The organism is Pseudomonas sp. PSE14, from assembly GCF_029203285.1.
Classification (GTDB): domain Bacteria; phylum Pseudomonadota; class Gammaproteobacteria; order Pseudomonadales; family Pseudomonadaceae; genus Pseudomonas.
Window position 1 is genome coordinate 4,306,433 of the sequence record NZ_CP115669.1, and the last position, 21,827, is coordinate 4,328,259.

The 21,827-nt window shown below is 65.3% G+C and carries 19 protein-coding genes; 10 read left to right on the plus strand and 9 right to left on the minus strand.

Going from position 1 to position 21,827, the window contains the following annotated elements; genetic code table 11:
• Positions 1-196: 196 nt before the first annotated feature.
• From O6P39_RS19695 to O6P39_RS19705, 3 genes are all read left to right on the plus strand, one after another.
• Positions 197-1,555, plus strand: a complete 1,359-nt coding sequence (locus O6P39_RS19695; protein ID WP_275608128.1) for a TolC family outer membrane protein — start codon at positions 197-199, stop codon at positions 1,553-1,555.
• Positions 1,556-1,717: 162 nt separating this feature from the next.
• Positions 1,718-3,880 (plus strand): type I secretion system permease/ATPase, encoded by a 2,163-nt coding sequence (locus O6P39_RS19700; RefSeq protein ID WP_275611989.1) that lies wholly within the window; start codon positions 1,718-1,720, stop codon positions 3,878-3,880.
• A 5-nt stretch (positions 3,881-3,885) separates the two neighbouring features.
• Entirely contained in the window at positions 3,886-5,238 is a 1,353-nt protein-coding gene (locus tag O6P39_RS19705; RefSeq protein WP_275608129.1) for an HlyD family type I secretion periplasmic adaptor subunit, read from the plus strand.
• A gap of 204 nt (positions 5,239-5,442) precedes the next feature.
• On the opposite strand, the gene soxR is transcribed toward O6P39_RS19705, so the two are convergent.
• Positions 5,443-5,907, minus strand: coding sequence for a redox-sensitive transcriptional activator SoxR (soxR, locus tag O6P39_RS19710; protein ID WP_275608130.1), 465 nt, complete (start codon positions 5,905-5,907; stop codon positions 5,443-5,445).
• 73 nt (positions 5,908-5,980) lie between these two features.
• On the opposite strand from soxR, the gene O6P39_RS19715 reads away from it, so the two are divergent.
• Positions 5,981-6,325 (plus strand): antibiotic biosynthesis monooxygenase, encoded by a 345-nt coding sequence (locus O6P39_RS19715; RefSeq protein WP_275608131.1) that lies wholly within the window; start codon positions 5,981-5,983, stop codon positions 6,323-6,325.
• A gap of 256 nt (positions 6,326-6,581) precedes the next feature.
• Here O6P39_RS19715 and O6P39_RS19720 read toward each other — a convergent pair whose 3' ends face one another.
• The 4 genes from O6P39_RS19720 to O6P39_RS19735 all read right to left on the minus strand — a co-directional run bounded on the left by O6P39_RS19720 (position 6,582) and on the right by O6P39_RS19735 (position 10,580).
• Positions 6,582-7,031: an acetyltransferase gene (locus O6P39_RS19720; protein ID WP_275608132.1), complete on the minus strand. Its 450-nt coding sequence runs from the start codon at positions 7,029-7,031 to the stop codon at positions 6,582-6,584.
• A 177-nt stretch (positions 7,032-7,208) separates the two neighbouring features.
• On the minus strand, positions 7,209-8,819 hold the full coding sequence (locus O6P39_RS19725) for an ABC-F family ATP-binding cassette domain-containing protein (RefSeq protein ID WP_275608133.1): 1,611 nt from the start codon (positions 8,817-8,819) through the stop codon (positions 7,209-7,211).
• A gap of 268 nt (positions 8,820-9,087) precedes the next feature.
• Entirely contained in the window at positions 9,088-9,687 is a 600-nt protein-coding gene (locus O6P39_RS19730; RefSeq protein ID WP_275608134.1) for a DTW domain-containing protein, read from the minus strand.
• A complete protein-coding gene (locus O6P39_RS19735; protein WP_275608135.1) occupies positions 9,684-10,580 on the minus strand; it encodes a LysR family transcriptional regulator in 897 nt (298 codons plus the stop codon). The genes O6P39_RS19730 and O6P39_RS19735 overlap by 4 nt, the downstream gene beginning before the upstream one ends.
• 287 nt (positions 10,581-10,867) lie before the next feature.
• Here O6P39_RS19735 and speB point away from each other — a divergent pair, with 287 nt between their 5' ends.
• The 6 genes from speB to O6P39_RS19765 all read left to right on the plus strand — a co-directional run bounded on the left by speB (position 10,868) and on the right by O6P39_RS19765 (position 17,897).
• A complete protein-coding gene (speB, locus tag O6P39_RS19740) occupies positions 10,868-11,827 on the plus strand; it encodes an agmatinase (RefSeq protein WP_275608136.1) in 960 nt (319 codons plus the stop codon).
• A 16-nt stretch (positions 11,828-11,843) separates the two neighbouring features.
• Positions 11,844-12,254 (plus strand): nuclear transport factor 2 family protein, encoded by a 411-nt coding sequence (locus O6P39_RS19745; RefSeq protein ID WP_152224816.1) that lies wholly within the window; start codon positions 11,844-11,846, stop codon positions 12,252-12,254.
• Between the two features lie 25 nt (positions 12,255-12,279).
• A complete protein-coding gene (locus O6P39_RS19750; protein WP_275608137.1) occupies positions 12,280-13,794 on the plus strand; it encodes a cytosine permease in 1,515 nt (504 codons plus the stop codon).
• A 126-nt stretch (positions 13,795-13,920) separates the two neighbouring features.
• On the plus strand, positions 13,921-15,300 hold the full coding sequence (locus tag O6P39_RS19755; RefSeq protein WP_275608138.1) for a sodium:solute symporter: 1,380 nt from the start codon (positions 13,921-13,923) through the stop codon (positions 15,298-15,300).
• A gap of 86 nt (positions 15,301-15,386) precedes the next feature.
• A complete protein-coding gene (locus O6P39_RS19760; RefSeq protein ID WP_275608139.1) occupies positions 15,387-16,988 on the plus strand; it encodes a 5-guanidino-2-oxopentanoate decarboxylase in 1,602 nt (533 codons plus the stop codon).
• Positions 16,989-17,171: 183 nt separating this feature from the next.
• Positions 17,172-17,897, plus strand: a complete 726-nt coding sequence (locus O6P39_RS19765; RefSeq protein WP_275608140.1) for an MBL fold metallo-hydrolase — start codon at positions 17,172-17,174, stop codon at positions 17,895-17,897.
• A 57-nt stretch (positions 17,898-17,954) separates the two neighbouring features.
• Here the strand turns inward: O6P39_RS19765 and O6P39_RS19770 are convergent, their stop codons facing one another.
• The 4 genes from O6P39_RS19770 to O6P39_RS19785 form a co-directional block, all read right to left on the minus strand.
• Positions 17,955-18,089, minus strand: coding sequence for a PA1414 family protein (locus tag O6P39_RS19770; RefSeq protein WP_275608141.1), 135 nt, complete (start codon positions 18,087-18,089; stop codon positions 17,955-17,957).
• Positions 18,090-18,266: 177 nt separating this feature from the next.
• A complete protein-coding gene (locus O6P39_RS19775; RefSeq protein ID WP_275608142.1) occupies positions 18,267-19,190 on the minus strand; it encodes a DMT family transporter in 924 nt (307 codons plus the stop codon).
• A 171-nt stretch (positions 19,191-19,361) separates the two neighbouring features.
• Positions 19,362-20,459, minus strand: coding sequence for an extracellular solute-binding protein (locus O6P39_RS19780; RefSeq protein WP_275608143.1), 1,098 nt, complete (start codon positions 20,457-20,459; stop codon positions 19,362-19,364).
• A gap of 84 nt (positions 20,460-20,543) precedes the next feature.
• Positions 20,544-21,584 carry a histone deacetylase family protein gene (locus O6P39_RS19785; protein ID WP_275608144.1) on the minus strand — a complete coding sequence of 347 codons (1,041 nt, stop codon included), beginning with the start codon at positions 21,582-21,584 and terminating at the stop codon, positions 20,544-20,546.
• Between the last annotated feature and the right edge of the window lie 243 nt (positions 21,585-21,827).

Here is a 21,827-nt window from a genome sequence, read left to right on the forward strand (position 1 = left end):
GGCTTAAACAATGTGCTGCTTTTCAGAGGTGTCATAAGATTTTTTCCGAATAAGCCTTGTGAAAAATTCTTCTGAGCTGTCTGGAAAGTTGTTCTTAGCTGTGATGTTACAGGCGTGAAACGCTTGATAAGAGAAAAAAGCCAATAAATTGGCGCACGAAGAGCATCACAGGTAAGAGAACGCTAGGAGCAAAGCCATGCGCAGTCGTAATGCGGCACTATGGAGCGGTGTATTTATGGCAGCGTCATGCGCCCATGGGCAGGCCATGACGCTGACTGAGGCCATACAAAGCACACTGCAATACCACCCGGAAATCAGCCAGAGCGTGAACAGCCGCCTGACCGCGGACGAGGAGCTCAAGTTTGCCAGGGGCGGCTATCTGCCAACCGTCGACCTTCTGCTCGGCTACGGCCGGGAGAACACCGACAGCCCCTCCACCCGCGCCCTCGGCGACCACAATGACGAAACCCTGACCCGCGGCGAGTCCGAGATCCGCCTGCGGCAGATGCTGTTCGACGGCTTCGGCACTCCCAACGAGGTCAAGCGTAACGAGGCCAACGTCAACTCCAAGGCCTTCCGCATCCTAGGCACCTCGGAGAACGCCGCCCTGCGCACCGTCGAGGTCTACCTCGACGTGCTCAAGCGCCGCGAGATGGTGGCCCTGGCGAAGAACAACCTGCAGGCCCACGAACGCATCGGTGACCAGATCCGCCTGCGCAGCGAGCGTGGCGTCGGCAGCACCGCCGACAACGATCAGGCCATCGCCCGTCTGGCCCTGGCGCAGAACAACCTCTACACCGAAGAGGTGAACCTGGCCGACGCCGAAGCCAGCTTCTATAGCGCCACCGGACGGATGCCAGACCAGCTGGAGTCCCCCTCCACCATCAAGGCGGAGGTCCCCCCGGACCTGCTGGAAGCACGGCAGAACATGCTCAGCGACAACCCGCTGCTGAAATCCGCCCAGGCCGACGTGAATGCCGCCGAAGCCCAGTACGAGGCCGCCAAGGCGCCCTTCTACCCGCGCTTCGACGCGGAACTGGCCAAGAGCGCCAACAACAACATCGACGGCGAGGAAGGCCACTACAACCAATGGCAAGCCCAGGTCGTGATGCGCTACAACCTGTTCAACGGCATGCGCGACAAGGCCCACCTGAATGCCACGTCCCACGAAATCAATGAGGCCCAGGATATCCGCAACAACGCCCTGCGCCTGATCAACGAGAACCTCTCGCTGGCCTGGGACGCGATGGAGAACGCCAAGAAGCAGACCCAACCGGCCCGTGAATACGCCGACTACACCCGCAAGGTGCGCGAGGCGTACCAGCAGCAGTTCACCCTCGGCCAGCGCACCCTGCTCGACCTGCTGGACAGCGAGAACGAACTGTTCACCGCCAACCGCCGCTACACCGAGGTCCGCTACACCGAGGAGTTCTCGATGTACCGCGTACTCGCCAGCATGGGCTACCTGCTCAAGTCCCAGCACGTGGTGGCGCCGCACGAATCCGTGGCCATCTCGGATGTGAAGAACGAGGCACGCCTGCCTGATCTGAAATAAGAAAGTCGCACCCGACCGTCCTCCGTACCCCGTGCCATCCGGCCACGGGGTGACGGTCGTAAAGCGATACGACAGAGGGCACGGAACCGTCGTGCGGCGCAGGCCGGGCATCCCGCGGGGGGTGGCCGGCGGTGACCCGGCCCGGGAGGAAGTAGCGTGACCATGATCATCCAGGAGCGCGGCACCCCCGCGCCGGGCGACCCACGCCTGAGCCATGACGACCCCCTGCTCGACGGCCTGCTGATCCTCTGCCGCCTGCACGGCTGCACGGTCAGCCGCAACAGCCTGTCGGCCGGCCTACCCTTGCCCGACCAGCTCCTGTCCGCCAGCCTGCTGCCCCGCGCGGCCGCCCGCGCCGGGCTGCAGGGACGCCTGCTGCGCCGCGATCTGAAGAGCATCTCCAACCTCAATCTGCCGGTGCTGCTGCTGCTCAACGACGGCCGCAGCGCGGTGCTGCGCCAATGGCGCGACGACGGCCAGGCATTGATCCTGCCGTGCGAGACCGAAGGCGGCGAGCAGTCCGTCAGCGCCGACGAACTGGCCGCCCAGTACAGCGGCCAGGCCCTGTTCGCCCGCCCACGCCACGAACTGGAAGCTGCGCGAAAACCGCTGGTGCCACGGGTGGAAGCCTGGTTCCGCGACACCCTCGGGCTGTCGCGCTGGCTGTATACCGACGCGCTGGTGGCCAGCCTGCTGATCAACCTGCTGGGCATGCTGGTACCGCTATTCGTCATGCAGACTTACGACCGCGTGGTGCCCAACCAGGCGCTCTCGACACTCTGGGTACTGGCCGCCGGCCTTCTGCTGGGAACGCTGTTCGAACTGCTGCTGCGGGTACTGCGCTCCAACCTGCTGGACATGGCCGGCAAGAAGACCGACGTGGTGCTGTCGGCGACCCTGTTCGAACGCATCACCGGCATGTCGATGGTCGCCAAGCCGGAAACCGTCGGCGGCTTCGCCCAGAGCATCCACGACTTCCAGGGCCTGCGCGAATTCCTTACCGCCCTGACCCTGACCAGCCTGATCGACCTGCCCTTCTCCCTCCTGATGATTCTGGTCATCGGCCTGCTCGGTGGCTGGCTCATCGCGATCCCGCTGCTGGCCTTCCCGATCACCATCGTCTTCGCCCTGATCATCCAGAGCCGCCTGCGCGACACGGTGCAGAAGAGCCTGACCCTGGGCGCCGAGCGCCAGGCGCTGCTGATCGAAACCCTGGGCGGCCTGGAAACCCTCAAGGCCTGCGGCGCCGAGAGTGAGCGCCAATACCGCTGGGAAAGCACCCACGGCGCCCTAGCCCGCCTGGACAATCACGCCCGCTTCCTCTCCGCGCTGGCCACCAACGGCACCCTGTTCCTGCAGCAGTTCGCCGGCATGGCGATGATCTGCGCCGGGGTCTACAGCATCCTCGACGGCAACCTCAGCGTCGGCGCGCTGGTCGCCAGCTACATGCTCAACAGCCGGGTGCTCGCTCCGCTCGGCCAGATCGCCGGGCTGATCACCCGTTACCAGCAGGCTCGCCTGACCATGACCAGCACCGACGCGCTGATGGCCCTGCCGCAGGAGCGCCAGCCGCGCCAGCGTCCGCTGGAACGGACGCAACTGCACGGTGCCCTGGAAGTCCGCCAGCTCAGCTTCAGCTACCAGGGCCAGAACACCCCGGCGCTGAACCACATCAGCCTGCGCCTGGCCCCCGGCGAGAAGGTCGGCATCATCGGCAAGAGCGGCTCCGGCAAGAGCACCTTCGGCCGGCTGCTGATGGGTTTCTACCAGCCCGACGAAGGACAGATCCTGCTCGACGGCCTGGACCTGCGGCAGATCGACGTCTCTGACCTGCGCCAGCAGATCGGTTACGTCGCCCATGACCTGCCCCTGCTGGCCGGCAGCCTGCGCGACAATCTGACCCTCGGCGCGCGCTACATCAGCGACGCGCGGATGCTGGAAGTGGCCGAGCTGAGCGGCGTCAGCGAGCTGGCCCGGCAGCACCCGCTGGGCTTCGACCGTCCGGTGGGCGAGCGCGGCCAACTGCTCTCCGGAGGCCAGCGCCAGGCCGTGCTGATGGCCCGCGCGCTGCTGCTCGACCCACCGATCCTGCTGCTCGACGAACCCACCAGCGCCATGGACAACAGCAGCGAGGAAATCCTGCGCAAGCGCCTGCACGAAGCCTGCCGCGACAAGACCCTGCTGCTGGTCACCCACCGCACCTCGATGCTCAGCCTGGTCGACCGCCTGCTGGTGCTCGACAGCGGCCGCATCGTCGCCGACGGCCCGAAAGACGCGGTCATCGAAGCATTGCGCAAGGGCCATGTCGGCCCGGCAGCGGGGTAATCGCCATGCAGTTCTCCCAATCGATCCGCGACTACCTGGGCGGCAACGGCGCCCGCGACACCGAGTTCATGCCGGAGGTTCAGGGCACCCTGCTGGAAGACTCGCCCAACGCCACCCGCATCACCCTCTGGGCGGCATTCGCCTTGCTGGTGGTAGCCATCGTCTGGGCCTACTTCGCCAACATCGAGGAAGTGACCAAGGGCGAAGGCAAGGCCATCCCCTCCTCCAAGGTGCAGACCATCCAGAACCTGGAAGGCGGCATCGTCTCGGAGATCTTCGTCCGCGAAGGCCAGGTGGTGGAGAAGAACCAGCCGCTGCTGCGGCTGGACGACACCCGCTTCGCCTCCAACAAGGGCGAGACCGAGGCCGACCGCAACTCCCTGGAAGCCCGCGTGGAACGTTTGAGCGCGGAGGCCGAAGGCCGCGAGCCGGTGTTCACCGATGCATTGAAGAAAGACGCGCCGCAGGTGGTGGAAGACCAGATGGCCCTCTACCAGACCCGCCAGCAGCGGCAGAGCAGCGAGCAGAACATCCTCCAGGAACAGCTGCGGCAGAAGAACCAGGAACTCCAGGAGTTCCGTGCCAAGGTGCAGCAATACCGCTCCAGCCTCGGCCTGGTGCAGCAGGAGATCAACATGTCCGAGCCGCTGGTGAAGAGCGGCGCGGTCTCCCCGGTGGAACTGCTGCGCCTGCGCCGCAGCGCGGTGGAGATCAGCGGCGACCTCAACGCCACCAGCCTGGCCATCCCGCGCGCCGAGGCGGCGGTGAATGAAATCCAGCGCAAGATCGAGGAATCGAAACTGGGCTTTCGCAGCGACGCGCTGAAGGAGCTCAACGAGGTCCGCACCGACTTCAACAAACTCACCGCCACCAGCCGCGCCATCGATGACAAGGTCAACCGCACCCTGGTGGTCTCACCCATGCGCGGCATCGTCAAGCAACTCAAGGTCAACACCATCGGCGGCGTGGTGCAACCGGGCAGCGACATGGTGGAAATCGTCCCGCTGGAGGACAACCTGCTGGTGGAGGCGCGGGTGCGCCCGCAGGACATCGCCTTCCTCCACCCCGGCCAGCCGGCGACCGTGAAGTTCACCGCCTACGACTACACCATCTACGGCGGGCTCAAGGCCAAGCTGGAACTGATCAGCGCCGACACCATCACCGACGACAAGGGCAACAGCTTCTATCTGATCCAGGTACGCACCGACAAGAACCACCTGGGCACCGACGCCAAGCCACTGCTGATCATCCCCGGCATGGTGGCGACGGTGGACATCATCACGGGCGAGAAGAGCGTGCTGGATTACATCCTCAAGCCGGTGCTGAAAGCGCGTTGGGAGGCGTTGCGGGAGCGGTGAGTTTGTCCAGGGACTTCAGAGCTGGGGCTTACCCTCTCCCCAGCCCTCTCCCTGAAGGGAGAAGGAGCTATTCGTGCCGGCTGGAAGAATGATGCTCCCTCCACCCAAAGCGTCCGGCGAGCTATGTGGAATCACCTCACTCCGAACGGTCCCCTCTCCCTTCAGGGAGAGGGTTAGGGAGAGGGGCTCTTCAGTTCTTCCCCCTCACTCCGCCGCCCCCCGCCAATGCGCCCCCGGCCCCTCCTCCGCCAACCGGTCACCCGGATTGCGCAGCGGGCACGCCTCCATCGACAGACATCCGCAACCAATGCAGCCATCGAGCTGATCGCGCAGCAACAGCAGCTTCTCGATCCGCTCGTTCAGATCATCCCGCCAGCGCGCCGATAGCCGCGCCCAGTCCGCCGCCGTCGGGTTGTGCCCGCGAGGCAACGAGGCCAGCGCCTCGGCAATCTCGCCCAGCGGGATGCCAACTCTTTGCGCGACCTTGATCACCGCCACCCGCCGCAGCGTATCGCGCGAATAACGGCGCTGGTTGCCAGCATTGCGCGTGCTGGCGATCAGCCCCTTGGCTTCGTAGAAGTGCAGCGCCGACACGGCCACGCCAGCGCGTTTGGCCAGCTCGCCGACGCTCAGGTCGCGGTGCATCGAACAGGGAGACGATTTCTTCATGGGCTATTGACCTCAACTTAAGTTGAGGTTTTACCCTCGCCTGGCATTCGGTTCAAGACAGGAGCCAAGAACCATGACCCAGCCCAGCCCGATCCACACCTGCGTCGACACCCCGCACTTCGTCCTGCAGATCGAGATTGGCGTGACGCCACAGCAGCGCGCGCACATCGCCGCGAAACTGGGTGATTACCTGGAACACCTGCAGCAGCTGTTCCACCTGCGCCCCGGCTACCTCGCCAGCGAACTGCACGCCGAAGGCGAGCCGCAGCGCCTGGTCGGCCGCCTGCACTGGCGCCGCCGGGAAGACTGGGAAGCCGCCTGGGATTGCCGCAGCACCGCCAGCGACCTGTTCGCCGACAGCCTGCTCAGGCTTGGCGCGCGGAGCATCAGTTTCGGCAGTGGTGACACCGGAGCATGAACGCCACGTAGGGTGTACAACCGTTCGCGGTTGTACACCGATACACCGCTCTCCATCGCCATCGCCGAACCCAGAGTGCGCAGGGACCATAGTCAATCGGCGTATAACGCGGAGCGCTATACGCCCTGCGCCCGCAGGATTCGCGTTTTGTAGGAGCGAGTTTGCTCGCGAACCCGGTGGACGTCAGTGCCGCCGGAGAATCCATTCGCGAGCAAGGACTAATTCGTAGGATGGGTGGAGCGAAGCGATGCCCATCCTACGAGAACAGAGCGTCCGGCAGGCTCATGTGCAGCAGCGGAAACGGCCGCCCTTCACCGTCGGTGGGCGAGCGCCCGGTCTGGACGAAGCCGTAGTGCAGGTAAAACCCCACCGCCTGCGGGTTCTGCTCGTTGACGTCGACGCTCAACGAATCGCGCGACTCACGCACGAAGTCGAGCAACCGGGTACCGATGCCCTGTCCGCGCATCTCGGGGTCGATGAAGAGCATTTCCACATGGCGCTCGTTGAGCCCGATGAAACCCAGTGGATGATCGTCGTTATCCACCGCCACCCAGACCTCGACGGCGGGCAGATACAGGTCGCGGACCTGCGGCAGCAGCGCGTCGATATCAGACGCCTGGAGGAAGTGATGGGTAGCGCGCACGGAGCGCAGCCAGATGTCGAGCAGGCGCGGATTGTCCGCGGCGATGCGTTGGCGAATGAGCATGAAATCATCCTGATTCAGCTGATCAAAAAGGAATGGCACGCCAGCGAAAGGCGACCGTTGAAGCGTCGGCAGCATGAATGACCGCTTCGCGAATCAACGCCTGGGCGGTACACGGCAGAGGCAGCCGGGAAGGAAGGGAAGTCGATCCTAGCCAGCCCCGCCCGGCAGGTAAAGCCCTCACTCGCGATGCCAGCGCCAACCGTCGTTCATGCACGCCAGACGCGCCTCCAGCTCCAGCCGGTCCAGGAATGCCTCGTCGTGGGACACCACCAGCAGCGCGCCCCGGTATTGCCGCAGCAGAGTCTCCAGCGCCTCACGGGACGGCAGGTCGAGGTGGTTGTCAGGCTCGTCCAGCAGGAGCAGTTGCGCCGGTTGCTCCGCGTAGATCTCGCAGGCCAATGCCGCCTTCAACCGCTCGCCGCCGCTAAGCAGCCCGCAGGGCTGATCGACCCGCGCCGCCGACAGGCCCAACTGCGCCAGCCGGGTGCGCAACACGGACTGATCCAGCGCCCGGTTGCGCGCCTGCAACTGCTCCAGCACCGAGCGCCCGGGCAAGAGCGCAGCCAGATGCTGGTCCAGGTAGGCGCTGCGTACCTTCAGCTCGCACGAACCGGAAGCGGGGTCCAATTCGCCGGCGATGACCTTGAGCAACGTCGACTTGCCGCTGCCATTGTTTCCGATCACCGCCACACGGCGCGGTCCCGTCAGTTGCAGATCGAGCGGCGCGGCATTGCCGAACGGCAAGCGCAACGCCTCCAGCGAAAGTACGCCGCGCTGTTCGGGCAGTTCGCAGTCCGGCGCGTTGAGCGTCACTCCATCCTCCTCGCGCAACTGGCCGAACGCCTCTCGCACTTCACGCGCCAACTGCTCGCGACGATCGCCGTGCTGGGTGCTCAGGCGGGCGATGCTGGCCTGGCTGCGCTCCTTCTGCCGATCGACGAGGATCTTTGCCTGGTTGGCTTCGCGCGCATCCTTCCGCCCTTTCGCCTGGCGATGCTCCTGGCGCTCGCGCTGCTCCTGCATGGCCCGTTGCTGGCGGTCGCGCTCCAGCTTGCGACGCTGCAATTCGCGCTGGGCATGGTCCTGTTCCTGCTGGCGGACCTCCCGATAAAAGCCGTAGCCGCCGGCATAGCTGCGCAATCCGGTGGAAGACAGTTCGACGATCCGCGGCAGATCGTCCAGCAGCAGGCGGTCATGGCTGACCAGGATCAGCCCGCCACGCCAGCGCTGCACTTGCTCACGTAGCGCTTCACGCCCGGCGCGGTCGAGGTGGTTGCTCGGCTCGTCGAGAATCAGCCAGTCTGCCTCGCTGAGCCAGGCACCGAGCAGCGCCACTCGCGTGCACTCGCCACCGCTCAAGTGTGCGGCTGGCGTGTCGGGCGCCAGGTGCCCGAGCCCGCTGGCGGCCAGCTCAGCCTCCAGGCGTGCATGGATATCCCAGTGACCGTCGAGGCGTTCGAAGTCGGCGGGATCGACGCCGCCCGCCTCGATCCGCGCCAGCGCATCCAGCAGCGGCTGCACCCCGGCGAGGTCCGCCACGCTGCGAAACGCCTGCGGCTCGACGCGCTGCGGCAGGTAGTGCACCAGCCCGGAACTCAGGCAAAGCCCGGCACTGGGCTGCAGCTTTCCGGCCATGATCCGCGCCAGCACGGACTTGCCCACGCCATTGCGCCCGACCAGTGCGGTGCGACGGTCGTCGAAGGTTTCGTTGAGATCGCTCAGCAGCGCTTCGCCGCTGGGCAGGTGGAAAAAGACGCCTTGCAGCGCCAGGGTGAAGGGGCTCGTCATATGCCATCCAGATTGATGCCGGAAATCCCCCAGGCGAAACCTGGGACGGAAACGGGCCGTGAAACCACGGCGGCATCAATTGCGCATCGGACGAACACCTCGCGAGGGGGAATGAGGGGCGCAGTATAACGAGTCGACCGCAGCAAGCGAATCCGCCGGCCGGCCCGGCACATGCTTTTCGTAGGAGCGAGCTTGCTCGCGAACCAACCCAGCGCCGGCGTGGCCGGAGGATCTGTTCGCGAGCAAGCTCGCTCCTACAGAAGAACGCTCAGGAGGAAGATCGCGGCCCATGATTGCGCTGGAAGGTCTCCTCCCCCATCGCGGCGATCTGTCCGTCGATCAGGGTCTCGAACGGCCGCAGCAGCTCCGTGTGGGACTGCGGCGCATCCAGCGCGTCGAGGGCATGCACCACTGCCTCGATGGTCGACAGCGCACCTTCGGCCGGCGCCTTGCGCAGGCGGTAGCGGGAGCTCAGCCCGTCGGGCAGTACCACACGGGGCAGCGCCGCGAGATTGGGATTGAGATGCAGCAGCTTGCGCGCCTTGCGCCAGGTGCCATCGGGCACTACCAGCAGGCGCGGCTTATCCACAGGGCGCGCCGCCAGATCGGCCAACGCGACAGCGGACTCACCGGGGAACAGCAGCCACGCATCCCAGGCCGACAGGTCGAGACCACTGAAATCCTCGCCCACCAGCAGCTCCGCATTGGCCAGCCCTAGGACTGCCAGTCGCGCGGTATTCAGCGCATGGCCGACTTCGCTCGGGTGCTGCAGCAGCAACACGCGGGTGCGGTTGTCCAGGTGCGGGATCAGCGCGCACAGGCAATGCGTCAGCGGGCGCTCGCAGCGCGGACAACGGGCGCGGCTCATGGCGTGTTCGGCTGCGTCCGCAGCAGGTCGCGGAAGTTCTGGATCAGCGGCTCGCGGGAACGGCCACGGCGCAGGATCAGGGAGAACGGCGCCTGGTAGCCGAAGGTCGCCGGCAGCAGCGCGCGCAGCCGGCCCTGCTCCACCCAGGGGTGGGCGTAATGCTCGGGCAGGTAGCCGATGTAGCCGCCGGAGAGAATCAGGATCAGCTGCGCCTCCATACTCTCCACAGTGCCGGCGCTGTGCTTGAAGCCGTGCCGCGCCAGTTCCGCCTGGCTCCAGTAGCCACGGCCGACCATGCGCTGCTGGGTGATCAGTTCAGCGGGAATGCGCCGGCCGTCGAACAGCGGATGACGGTCGCTGCAGTACAGCCAGTGCTGCTCTCTATAGAGCGGCTGGTAGACCAGACCGTTCATGCGGCTGAAGAAGGAACCGATGGCCAGGTCCAGGCGGTTGTCCAGCACCGCCAGCTGCAGCTCGTAAGGGCTCTGTACCTGCAGGTGCAGATGCACCGCCGGGTGCAGGCTGCTGAAGGCGCCGATCACTTCGGCCAGCGGCAGCGCCGGGTCGCTTACCGTGGAGTCCAGAACGCCGAGGTTGAGGGTGCCACGCAGCTCGCCCTTCAGGGTGGCGGCATAGCGCTCGAAGCCTTCCAGTTCGCCGAGGATGCGCAGGGTTTCCTGGTAGAACAGCTCGCCTTTGCTGGTCAGCCCGAATCCCCCGCGGCCGCGGTGGCAGAGCACGATGCCCAGCTGATTCTCCAGTTGGCTCATGTAGGTGCTGATCGCCGAGGTCGACAGGTTCAGCTCCTGCTGGGCGGCGGCGAAACCCTGGCTGCGCACTACGCAGGCGAAGATTCGCAGCAGCTTGACGTCAGGCAATGCGCTGGCGCTCATGACGACTCCGTAAAACGGCGGCAAAGCCGCTCTAGTTCAGTACTTTCTGCACCAGTGAAACGAACGATAGAAAGCTGCCTATCGATCCGCAGGTCACGCCCCATGCGCCCGGCAAGCAGGCCCCTGCGACGCGGTGGCGCAGTCTAGCGCCCAGGGAAAGTTTAGAAAACTCTGAACTGATTATTTGTAGCCAGAGATTTTTCTCACTACCCAACCTGATGAGAATCCGACCTCAGTATCAACAAGCCTGTTTCCACGAAGACAGCGATCAGCCTGAGGCCCTCCCCATGGACAAGAAACTTCACCAGCCCCTGGGCGGTAACGAAATGCCGCGTTTCGGCGGCATCGCCACCATGATGCGCCTGCCGCACATCCAGTCCCCCGAAGAGCTCAACAAGCTCGACGCCGCCTTCGTCGGCGTGCCGCTGGATATCGGCACCTCCCTGCGCTCCGGCACTCGTTTCGGGCCGCGCGAAATCCGCGCCGAGTCGGTGATGATCCGTCCGTACAACATGGCCACCGGCGCTGCGCCGTTCGACTCGCTGAACATCGCCGACATCGGTGACGTGGCGATCAACACCTTCAACCTGCTGGAAGCCGTGCGCATCATCGAGGAAGCCTACGATGGCATCCTCGACCACGGCATCATCCCGCTGACCCTGGGTGGCGACCACACCATCACCCTGCCGATCCTGCGTGCCATCCACAAGAAGCACGGCAAGGTCGGCCTGGTGCACATCGACGCCCACGCGGACGTCAACGATCACATGTTCGGCGAGAAGATCGCCCACGGCACTACCTTCCGCCGCGCGGTGGAAGAAGGCCTGCTCGACTGCGACCGCGTGGTGCAGATCGGCCTGCGCGCCCAGGGCTATACCGCCGAAGACTTCAACTGGAGCCGCAAGCAGGGCTTCCGCGTGGTGCAGGCCGAAGAGTGCTGGCACAAGTCGCTGGCTCCGCTGATGGCCGAAGTGCGCGAGAAAGTCGGCGGCGGCCCGGTCTACCTGTCCTTCGACATCGATGGCATCGACCCGGCCTGGGCGCCCGGCACCGGCACCCCGGAAATCGGCGGCCTGACCACCATCCAGGCAATGGAAATCGTGCGTGGCTGCCAGGGCCTGGACATCATCGGTTGCGACCTGGTGGAAGTCTCCCCGCCCTACGACACCACCGGCAATACCTCGCTGCTCGGCGCCAACCTGCTGTACGAAATGCTCTGCATCCTCCCGGGCGTAGAGCGCCGCTAAGCGCGCGAGCAAACACATGAATAACGATGCCTGCGTAGCACAGGTGTTGGAGGCTGCCCGCGATCTCGTGGCAGCCTTCGCGCGCACCGACACCGAGGCCTACTTCGCGGCCTTCAGCGAAGACGCCAGCTTCATCTTCCACACCTGGCCGCAGCCGCTGCTGTCGCGCGCGGCGTACCGCGAGGTGTGGGAAGGCTGGCTGCGTGACGACGGCTTCGAAGTCCTCGAATGCCAGTCCAGCAATACCTTTGTCAGCCTGCAGGGCGAAGATGTGGCCGTGTTCTGCCACGACGTCGCCACGCGGTTGCGCATCCAGGGAGAGGAGAGCCTGAACCACGAACGGGAGACCATCGTCTTCCGCCGTGATCCGAAACAGGGCCGCTGGCTGGCCACGCACGAGCACCTGTCACCGTCTCCGACGCCATAAAGACAGGGCATCCCGGGAGGAAGTCATGGATAACAAGAACAACGCACACGCCATCACAACGATCGAGACATTCGGGGTCGAACAGATCCCGGATCACGAACGTAACGCTACGCCCACCGATCTGTTCCGCATGATCTTCGGTGGCGCCAACACCTTCGCCACCGCCGTGCTCGGCAGCTTCCCGGTTCTGTTCGGGCTGTCGTTCCAGGCCGGCGTCTGGGCCATCGTCCTCGGCGTGCTGGTCGGTTCGATCATTCTCGCGCCCATGGGCCTGTTCGGCCCGCTCAACGGCACCAACAACGCGGTCTCCTCGGGCGCCCACTTCGGCGTGCACGGGCGGATCGTCGGCTCGTTCCTGTCGCTGCTCACCGCCGTCGCCTTCTTCTCTCTCTCCGTATGGAGTTCGGGCGATGCGCTGATCGGCGGCGCCAAGCGCCTGTTCGACCTGCCGGAAACCGACCTGACCCTGGGCCTGGCTTACGGCCTGTTCGCCGTGCTGGTGCTGGTCGTGTGCATCTACGGCTTCCGCTTCATGCTGCTGGTCAACAAGATCGCCGTATGGGCCGCCAGCCTGCTGTTCCTGCTCGGCCTGTTCGCCTTCTCCGGCCCCTTCGATGCCAGCTACGCCGGCACCGTGCAGATGGGCAGTGAAGGCTTCTGGGCCGCCTTCATCGGCGCCGCCCTGCTGGCCATGAGCAACCCGGTGTCCTTCGGTGCCTTCCTCGGCGACTGGGCGCGCTACATCCCGCGCGAAACCTCGCAGAAGCGCATCATGCTGGCAGTGATCTGCGCCCAGCTGGCCACCCTGATCCCGTTCCTGTTCGGCCTGGCCACCGCCACCATCGTCGCGGTCAACGCCCCGGACTACATCGCCCAGAACAACTACGTCGGCGGCCTGCTGGCGGTCTCGCCGAGCTGGTTCTTCCTGCCGGTGTGCCTGATTGCGGTGATCGGCGGCATGTCCACCGGCACCACCTCGCTGTACGGCACGGGCCTGGACATGTCCAGCGTGTTCCCGCGCCTGCTCAACCGCGTACAGGCCACCCTGCTGATCGGCGTGCTGTCCATCGCCTTCATCTTCATCGGCCGCTTCGCCGCCAACCTGGTGCAGAGCGTGTCCACCTTCGCCGTGCTGATCATCACCTGCACCAGCCCCTGGATGGTGATCATGATCCTCGGCCTGGTCATCCGCCGTGGCTTCTACCACGCCGACGACCTGCAGGTGTTCACCCGTGGCCAGCAAGGCGGCGCCTACTGGTTCCACAACGGCTGGAACTGGCGCGGCATGGGCGCATGGATCCCGAGCGCGGCCCTGGGCCTGTGCTTCGTCAACCTGCCGGGTCAGTTCGTAGGCCCCCTGGGCAACCTGGCCGGCGGCATCGACATCAGCCTGCCGGTCACCCTCGGCATGGCCGCCGTGCTCTACGTCGCCCTGCTGCGGACCTTCCCGGAAGCAGCGGGCGTGTATGGCCCCAAAGGCCCGCGCTGGGTCGGCAGCCATGATCGTCCGGTGCTGGACATCAGCGAACCAGCCGCCTGATCGACCGCCAGCCTGAGGCGGAGCAATACCCCTAAGCCCCATCGGACCGACCTCCGTCGGTCCGGTGAATCACCGTACGCCACAAGCGTGCGGCAACAATGACAATGCAAGTGTGAGGAGCCGATCATGGCCTTGGATATATTCGTTGTTCTGATCTATGCCGCCGGCATGTTGATCCTGGGCTGGTACGGCATGCGCCGCGCCAAGACCCATGAGGAATTCCTGGTGGCCGGTCGGAACCTCGGCCCGTCCTTCTACATGGGCACCATGGCGGCAACCGTACTGGGCGGGGCGTCCACCGTGGGCACCGTGCGCCTGGGCTATGTCCATGGCATCTCCGGCTTCTGGCTGTGCGCGGCCCTGGGCGCCGGCATCATCGCGCTGAACCTGTTCCTGGCCAAGCCGCTGCTCAAGCTGCGCATCTTCACCGTGACCCAGGTGCTGGAGCGTCGCTACAACCCGATGGCCCGCCAGGCTTCGGCAGTGATCATGTTCGCCTACGCACTGATGATCGGCGTGGTTTCCACCCTGGCCATCGGTACCGTGATGCAGGTGCTGTTCGGTCTGCCGTTCTGGGTCTCCGTCCTGCTGGGCGGCGGCGTGGTCGTGGTGTACTCCACCATCGGCGGCATGTGGTCGCTGACCCTGACCGACATCGTGCAGTTCATCATCAAGACCGTCGGCCTGATGTTCGTGCTGCTGCCGATCTGCCTGTACCGCGTGGGCGGCTGGGATGAGCTGGTGGCCAAGCTGCCGGCCAGCGCCTTCAGCTTCCACACCATCGGCTACGACACCATCATCACCTACTTCCTGATCTACTTCTTCGGCATCCTGATCGGCCAGGACATCTGGCAGCGCGTGTTCACCGCCCGCAACGAGAACGTAGCCAAGTACGCCGGCACCACCGCGGGCGTGTACTGCGTGATCTACGGCCTGGTCGGCGCCCTGATCGGCATGTGCGCCAAGGTGCTGCTGCCTGACCTCGACAACGTCAACAACGCCTTCGCCGCTATCGTCCAGTCCGCCCTGCCGGACGGCATCCGTGGCCTGGTGATCGCCGCCGCCCTGGCCGCCATGATGTCCACCGCCAGCGCCGGCCTGCTCGCCGCTTCCACCACCATCACCGAAGACCTGCTGCCCAAGCTGCGCGGCGGCAAGGAATCGAGCCTGGGCACCAGCCGCCTGTTCACCGCCCTGACCGGTCTGGTGGTACTGGCCATCGCCCTGGTCGTGAATGACGTGATCAGCGCCCTGACCCTGGCCTACAACCTGCTGGTAGGCGGCATGCTGATCCCGCTGATCGGCGCCATCTACTGGAAGCGCGCCACCACCGCCGGCGCCATCACCAGCATGGCCCTGGGCTTCATCACCGCCCTGGTATTCATGCTCAAGGATGGCTTCGACGCCAACACCCCGATCTACTACAGTCTGGCCGTCGGCCTGGTCAGCTTCATCGTCGTCAGCCTGATGTCGCCCCGCCCGGTTGCGGTCGCCGACGCAGCCTGATCGAGCACCACACAAAGAATGGGGCGCGGCGAGTCGATCACCGCGCCCCGTTTCATTTCACGACATCTCCCTGTAAGGAAACTGCCATGACCACCTGCGGCGAATTCCTCGTCAAGCAACTCGAAGCCTGGGGCGTGGACACCGTCTTCGGTATCCCCGGCGTACACACCGTCGAGCTGTACCGTGGCCTGCCCCACAGCGATATCCGCCACATCACCCCGCGCCACGAACAGGGTGCCGGCTTCATGGCCGACGGCTACGCCCGCGTCACCGGCAAGCCGGGCGTGTGCTTCATCATCACCGGCCCGGGCATGACCAACATCCTCACCGCCATGGGCCAGGCCTACGCCGACTCCATCCCCATGCTGGTGATCTCGAGCGTCAACGAGCGCTCGCGCCTGGCCCACGGCAACGGCTACCTGCACGAACTGCCCAACCAGCGCGCCATGACCGCTGGCGTCACCGCCTTCAGCCACACCCTGATGAGCGTCGAGGAACTGCCGGCCGTGCTGGCCCGCGCCTTCGCCGTGTTCGACAGCGAACGTCCGCGCCCGGTGCACATCGAGCTGCCGCTGGACATCATCACCGCCCCGGCCGACCACATGCAGGTGCGCCCGCGCGTGCAGCTGGCCCGCCCTGCCCCGGCCCGCTCGCCGCTGCATGAAGCTGCCGCCAAGCTGGCCAAGGCGAAGAACCCGCTGCTGCTGCTCGGTGGCGGCTGCGTCGAGGCCCAGGCCGAAGCCCGCGCCCTGGCCATCGCCCTGGATGCGCCGACCGCGCTGACCATCAACGCCAAGGGCCTGCTGCAGCCCGACCACCCGCTGCTGATCGGCAGCAACCAGTCGCTGGTGCCCGTGCGTGAGCTGGCCGAGCAGGCCGACGTGGTCCTGGCCATCGGCACCGAGCTGGGCGAGACCGACTACGACGTGGTGTTCGACGGCAACTTCAAGATCGGCGGCGAGCTGATCCGCATCGACATCGACCCGCAGCAACTGATGCGCAACTACGCGCCGAGCATCGCCATCCACGCCGACGCCCGCACCGCCATGCGCGGCCTGCTGGAACTGCTGCCGGCCCGTGAAGCCGACGCCGGCAGCCCCGGCGCCCAGCGTGCGGCCAAGGTGCGCGCGCAACTGGCCGAAGACTTCAGCGGTTGGGCGCACTACCGCGAGCTGTTCGGCAAGATCCTCGAAGTGCTGCCCGACGCCCGCTTCGTCGGCGACTCGACCCAGACCGTCTACAGCGGCAACCACCTGGTGGAACTGGACGGCGGCCGCCGCTGGTTCAACGCTTCCACCGGCTACGGCACTCTGGGCTACGGCCTGCCGGCGGCCATCGGCGCCAAGCTCGGCGAGCCGGGCCGCCCGGTGATCAGCCTGATGGGCGATGGTGGTCTGCAATTCACCATGACCGAACTGGCCAGCGCCGTGGAAGCCAAGGTGGGCATCATCGTCCTGCTGTGGAACAACTACGGCTACGGCGAGATCAAGCGCTACATGGAACGCCGCGACATCACTCCGCTGGGCGTGGACATCTACACCCCGGACTTCCTCGCCATCGCCAAGGGCTTCGGCTGCGCCGCCGAGCGCGCCCGCGACCACGCGCACCTGCAGGAACTGCTGCGCAACGCCCCGAGCGATCGCCCGCTGATCGTGGAAGTGATGGAAGCGGCGCCGTTCGCGCCTTAATCCGAACCGAGGTGGGTTATCCACACCCCGCGTAGGGCGTATAACGTTCGACGTTATACGCCGTTTCACCCTAGCCCCAGAGCACTCCGAGCTTGGCCCTGGCGCCAACGAACGGCACGGTGTATCGGCGTACAACCGCGAACGGTTGTACGCCCTACGTTCAGCACAACAAGGCGCACCGCCATGAAAATCGTCACCCGCGACCGCTGGTTCGAAGTCCGCCACTGCTACGACGGCGTCAGCCTGATCCACGAGCCTTACGTCCGTCCCTTCTACCGCTGCAACCTGTGGCACATCCAGGGCCGCGACCGCGACGTACTGGTGGACAGCGGCTCCGGCCTAGTCAGTCTGCGCGAACAACTGCCCTGGCTCACCGAGCGTCCGCTGCTGGCGGTCGCCAGCCATACCCACTTCGACCACATCGCCGGCCACCATGAGTTCGACGAACGCCTGGTGCATCCGGCCGAAGCCGACATCCTCGCCAATCCCGACGGCGAGCGCACCCTGGCCACCGCCTTCGTCGGCGACGAGATGTTCGACGCTCACCCGGACTGTCCGCTGTGCTACGCCGAATACCGGGTCAAGGCCGCGCCGGCCACCCGCACCATCGACGAAGGCGACGTGCTCGACCTGGGCGACCGCACGCTGCAAGTGCTGCATACCCCCGGTCATTCGCCGGGCGGCATCAGCCTATGGGAAGAGAAGACGCAGACGCTGTTCTCCGGCGACATCATCTACGACGGCCCACTGATCGAGGACGCCTACCACTCCAACCTCGACGACTATGCGAAAAGTCTGGCGCGCCTGCGCGAGCTGCCGGTACGCACCGTTCATGGCGGGCACTTCCCGAGTTTCTCCGGGGAGCGCCTGAAGTCGATGATCGACGACTGGTTCAAGGCCCACGAATAACGGGCAAGAAAAAACCCGCCATCAGGCGGGTTTTTCTTCAGCGGTAGGCAGGCGCGATCAGTAGCGCCGGCGCTGCTCCATCAGGCGACGTTGTTCGTCGCTGCGGATGGGGATGGGTTGCAAACGTGGAGGCTCGATCAGTCCGAGCGTGACAGCCAGTTTCCACGCGATGCCTTGCAGCCAGACTTTCATGGGATGCCTCCTCATTCCAATTCGGGTCGGGCGGCCCGTTACCACCATGGACCGCCCTGGGAAAGAATAGCTCGGCGTCCCACTCTCCGCCCGCGCTACTCATTCCTTGATACAAAGCCTATCGGTTACGGCCGGATCGACGCCTGACCTGAATCAACAGCGCGGCACATCCGCCGCTCATCGACGACGCAGCTTGCTGCGTATCCACTGTTCGCTGCTGACCAGGGTGATGCCGGCCAGCACCAGCACCGCACCGCCGACGAAGTTCAGGCTCAGCGGCTCGCCCAGGATCAGCACGCCGAAGGCGATGCCGAACATCGGCGTCATGAAGGAAAACACCGACAGATTCGACGCCAGGTAACGGCGCAGCAGCCAGAACCAGCAGAAGTAGCTGAAGAACGACACCACAACGCCCTGGAACAGCACGCTGCCCACGCTCATCACCGTGAGGCTGACCTCGTGAGTCTTGCCCAGCGCCAGTGCGGTGAGCGGCAGCAGCAGGGCGGCGGCGAACATCTGGTAGAACAGCGTCAGGCTCGGCGGCGCCTCGGACAGGCGCGTCGTACGCACCGCCACCGTGGTCATACCCCAGGACAGCCCGGCGAGCACACCCAGGGCGTCGCCGAGCAGCATGCGGCTGTCCATCCCGGCGAGGTCGAAACCGCCACCGAAGCACAGCAGGATGCCACCGAAGCACACCGCGATACCCAGCCACTGCAAACGCCGCAGGCGCTCGCTGGGCAGCAGGAAATGCAGGGCCAGCGCGGAGAAGATCGGCGCCGTGTAGAGGAACACCGCCATGTGCGAGGCGGAGGTGTAGACCAGCCCCTGGGCGATGAAGAAGAACTCCGCGGCGCACAGCACCCCGGCCAGCATGCCGCCCTTGAGGGTGCCCTGGCGCAGGCCTTCCCAGCCGCCGCGCCAGCACATCAGCAACGCCAGCAGCACGGCGGCGATTGCGTTGCGCCCGAAGGCCTGCATGATCGGCGCAATGTCCGGCGCAGCCAGCTTCACCGCGACCTGCTGGATGCCCCAGATCACGCACAGGCCGGTCATCGTCTGGATGGCGAACGCATCGGCGTTCTTGCGTTCGGGAATCATGGGCGCCTCCGGTTGGTGGCGCGGTCGGCAGTCGGACTGGGCATGGCAAGGCTCGTCAGTGAGAAGGAAACGTCCTGGGAAAATCGGCGGCAATGAAAGTCCGCCGATTATTCCAGTTCCAGGCAGCTCACTGCCAACGAAAACCCGCTGTCCAGCCAGCCGCGAACGACATCACTTGCCCGACTTCACCTGGCTCCAGGTACGGGTGCGGATGCGCTCAAGCTTCTGCGGCAGCGGCTCCACCGAGTACAGGCGGGCCTGCACCTCGGCGCTCGGATAGACGTTGGGGTTGTCGCGCAGCTCCGCCGAGATCAGCTTGTCCGCTTCCTGGTTGGGGTTGGCGTAGGCCACGTAGTCGGAGATCGGCGCCACCACTTCCGGACGCAGCAGGTAGTTGAGGAAGGCATGGGCCTGCTCGACGTTCTTCGAATCCTTCGGAATCGCCAGCACGTCGAACCAGGCCGCGGCGCCTTCCTTGGGAATGCGGTACTCGATCCTGATGCCGTTCTTGGCTTCCTTGGCACGGTTGGCCGCCTGCATCGCGCCGCCGGACCAGGCCAGGGCCACGCAGACGTCGCCGTTGGCGAGGTCGGTGACGAACTTCGAGGAGCTGAAATAGGTGATGTTCGGGCGCAGTTGCATCAGCAGCGCCTCGGCCTTCTTGTAGTCCTCGGGATTGCGGCTGTTGGGCGACAGACCCAGGTAGTGCAGCACCTGCGGGATCACCTCGGTGGGCGAGTCGAGGAAGGCCACGCCACAGGACTTCAGCTTGGCCAGGTTCTCGGGCTTGAACACCAGGTCCCAGGAGTCCAGCGGCGCGTTGTCACCGAGTACGGCCTTGACCTTGTCGACGTTGTAGGCGATGCCGTTGGTGCCCCACATGTAGGGCATCACGTACTGGTTGCCCGGGTCCTTGCTCTCCAGCACCTTGAGCAGCGCGGGGTTGAGGTTCTTCCAGTTCGGCAGTTTGCTCTTGTCCAGCGGCTGGAACACGCCGGCCTTCAGGTAATTGGGCAGGAAGCCGTCGCTGGGCACCACCACGTCATAGCCGGAATGACCCGAGAGCAGCTTGGCTTCCAGCACTTCGTTGCTATCGTAGACGTCGTATTGCGGCTTGATCCCGGTGTCGGCCTGGAAACCCTTCAAGGTGTCCGGACCGATGTAGTCGAACCAGTTGTAGATGCGCACTTCCGGCGCGGCGCTGGCGGCGCAGGCAGTGGCGAGGGTGGCCGCGGCGAGCAGGCCGCGCAGCGCGTTATTCTTGTTCATGTCCTTCCCCAGGTGATGCGCCCGCGCAAAGGTTAGCGAGCCAAAATGCAATCGGGCGGACTCTCATCCGCCCGATTGTGTCTGTCAACGGGCGTTGGCCTCAAAGCCTTGCAGCACGTTCACTGCGTTGACGCCGATGGCCTCGACCGCGTAACCGCCTTCCATGATGAACAGGGTCGGGATACCCATTGCGGCGATGCGCTCGCCCATGCGCAGGTAGTCCGGGCTGTCCAGCTTGAACTGGGAGATCGGGTCGTCCTTGTAGGTGTCCACGCCCAGGGAGACCACCACCGCGTCCGGCGCATAGGCGGCGATCTTGCGACAGGCGTCTTCCAGCGCGGCGGACCAGCCATCCCAGCCGGTGCCGTGGGCCAGCGGGTAGTTGTGGTTGTAACCTTCACCGGCGCCTTCGCCGTGCTCGTCGGCGTGGCCGAGGAAGTACGGGTACTCCACCAGCGGGTCGCCATGGATCGAGGCGAACAGCACGTCATTGCGGCGGTAGAAGATGTCCTGAGTGCCGTTGCCGTGGTGGTAGTCCACATCGAGGATGGCCACGCGCTTGGCGCCCTGGTCGAGGAACGCCTGGCTGACGATGGCGGCGTTGTTCAGGAAGCAGTAACCGCCCATGAAGTCGCTACCGGCGTGGTGACCCGGCGGACGGCACAGACCGAAGGCCATGTTGGCACCCTGGCGCATGTGGTCCTGGGCGGTCAGCGCGACCTGGGCCGAGCTGTAGATGGCCTGCCAGGTACCGGCGGTGATCGGCGCCTCGGTGTCGAAGCTGTAATGGCCCAGCTCGCCCATCAGTGCGGTGGGGATCGGACCGTCACGGCGCAGGCGGCGGCCCGGGAAGGTGGTGGAAACCAGGTCGCCGGTGTGGCCTTCGGCCGCCCAGCGGGCCCAGGCGCCCTTGAGGAATTCGACGTAACGGGTGTTGTGGGTGCGCAGGATCGGCTCGAGGCCGAAGTCCTTCGGCGCGATGACTTCGCCGAGGTTCTGCGACTTCACGCGGGCCAGCACGGTGTCCGCGCGGCTGGGCATTTCGAAGCAGGGCTGGAGTTTGCCGTCGACCAGTTCGGACTGGCCGAAGTGCAGGCGGTGATCGTCGCTGTAGACCGTGAGCATGAGAGTAGACCTCGCAGGATTCTTGTTCTCGGGTGGCAGGATTCTGCCCAGCCTGGGCACGGCGCAGAACAGCGTGAGCGGCCAAAAGGGGATCGATATGGCCAGAATTTGTGACCCTTAACTAACCATATCCACCGACAGTTCACCACGAAACCCTCCCCCGGAGCACCCCGCCTCGCTATGCTTCAGGGAATTGCCACGGCGGGAACCGGTCTACCTCCGGTATCACGCCATGACCAGCGG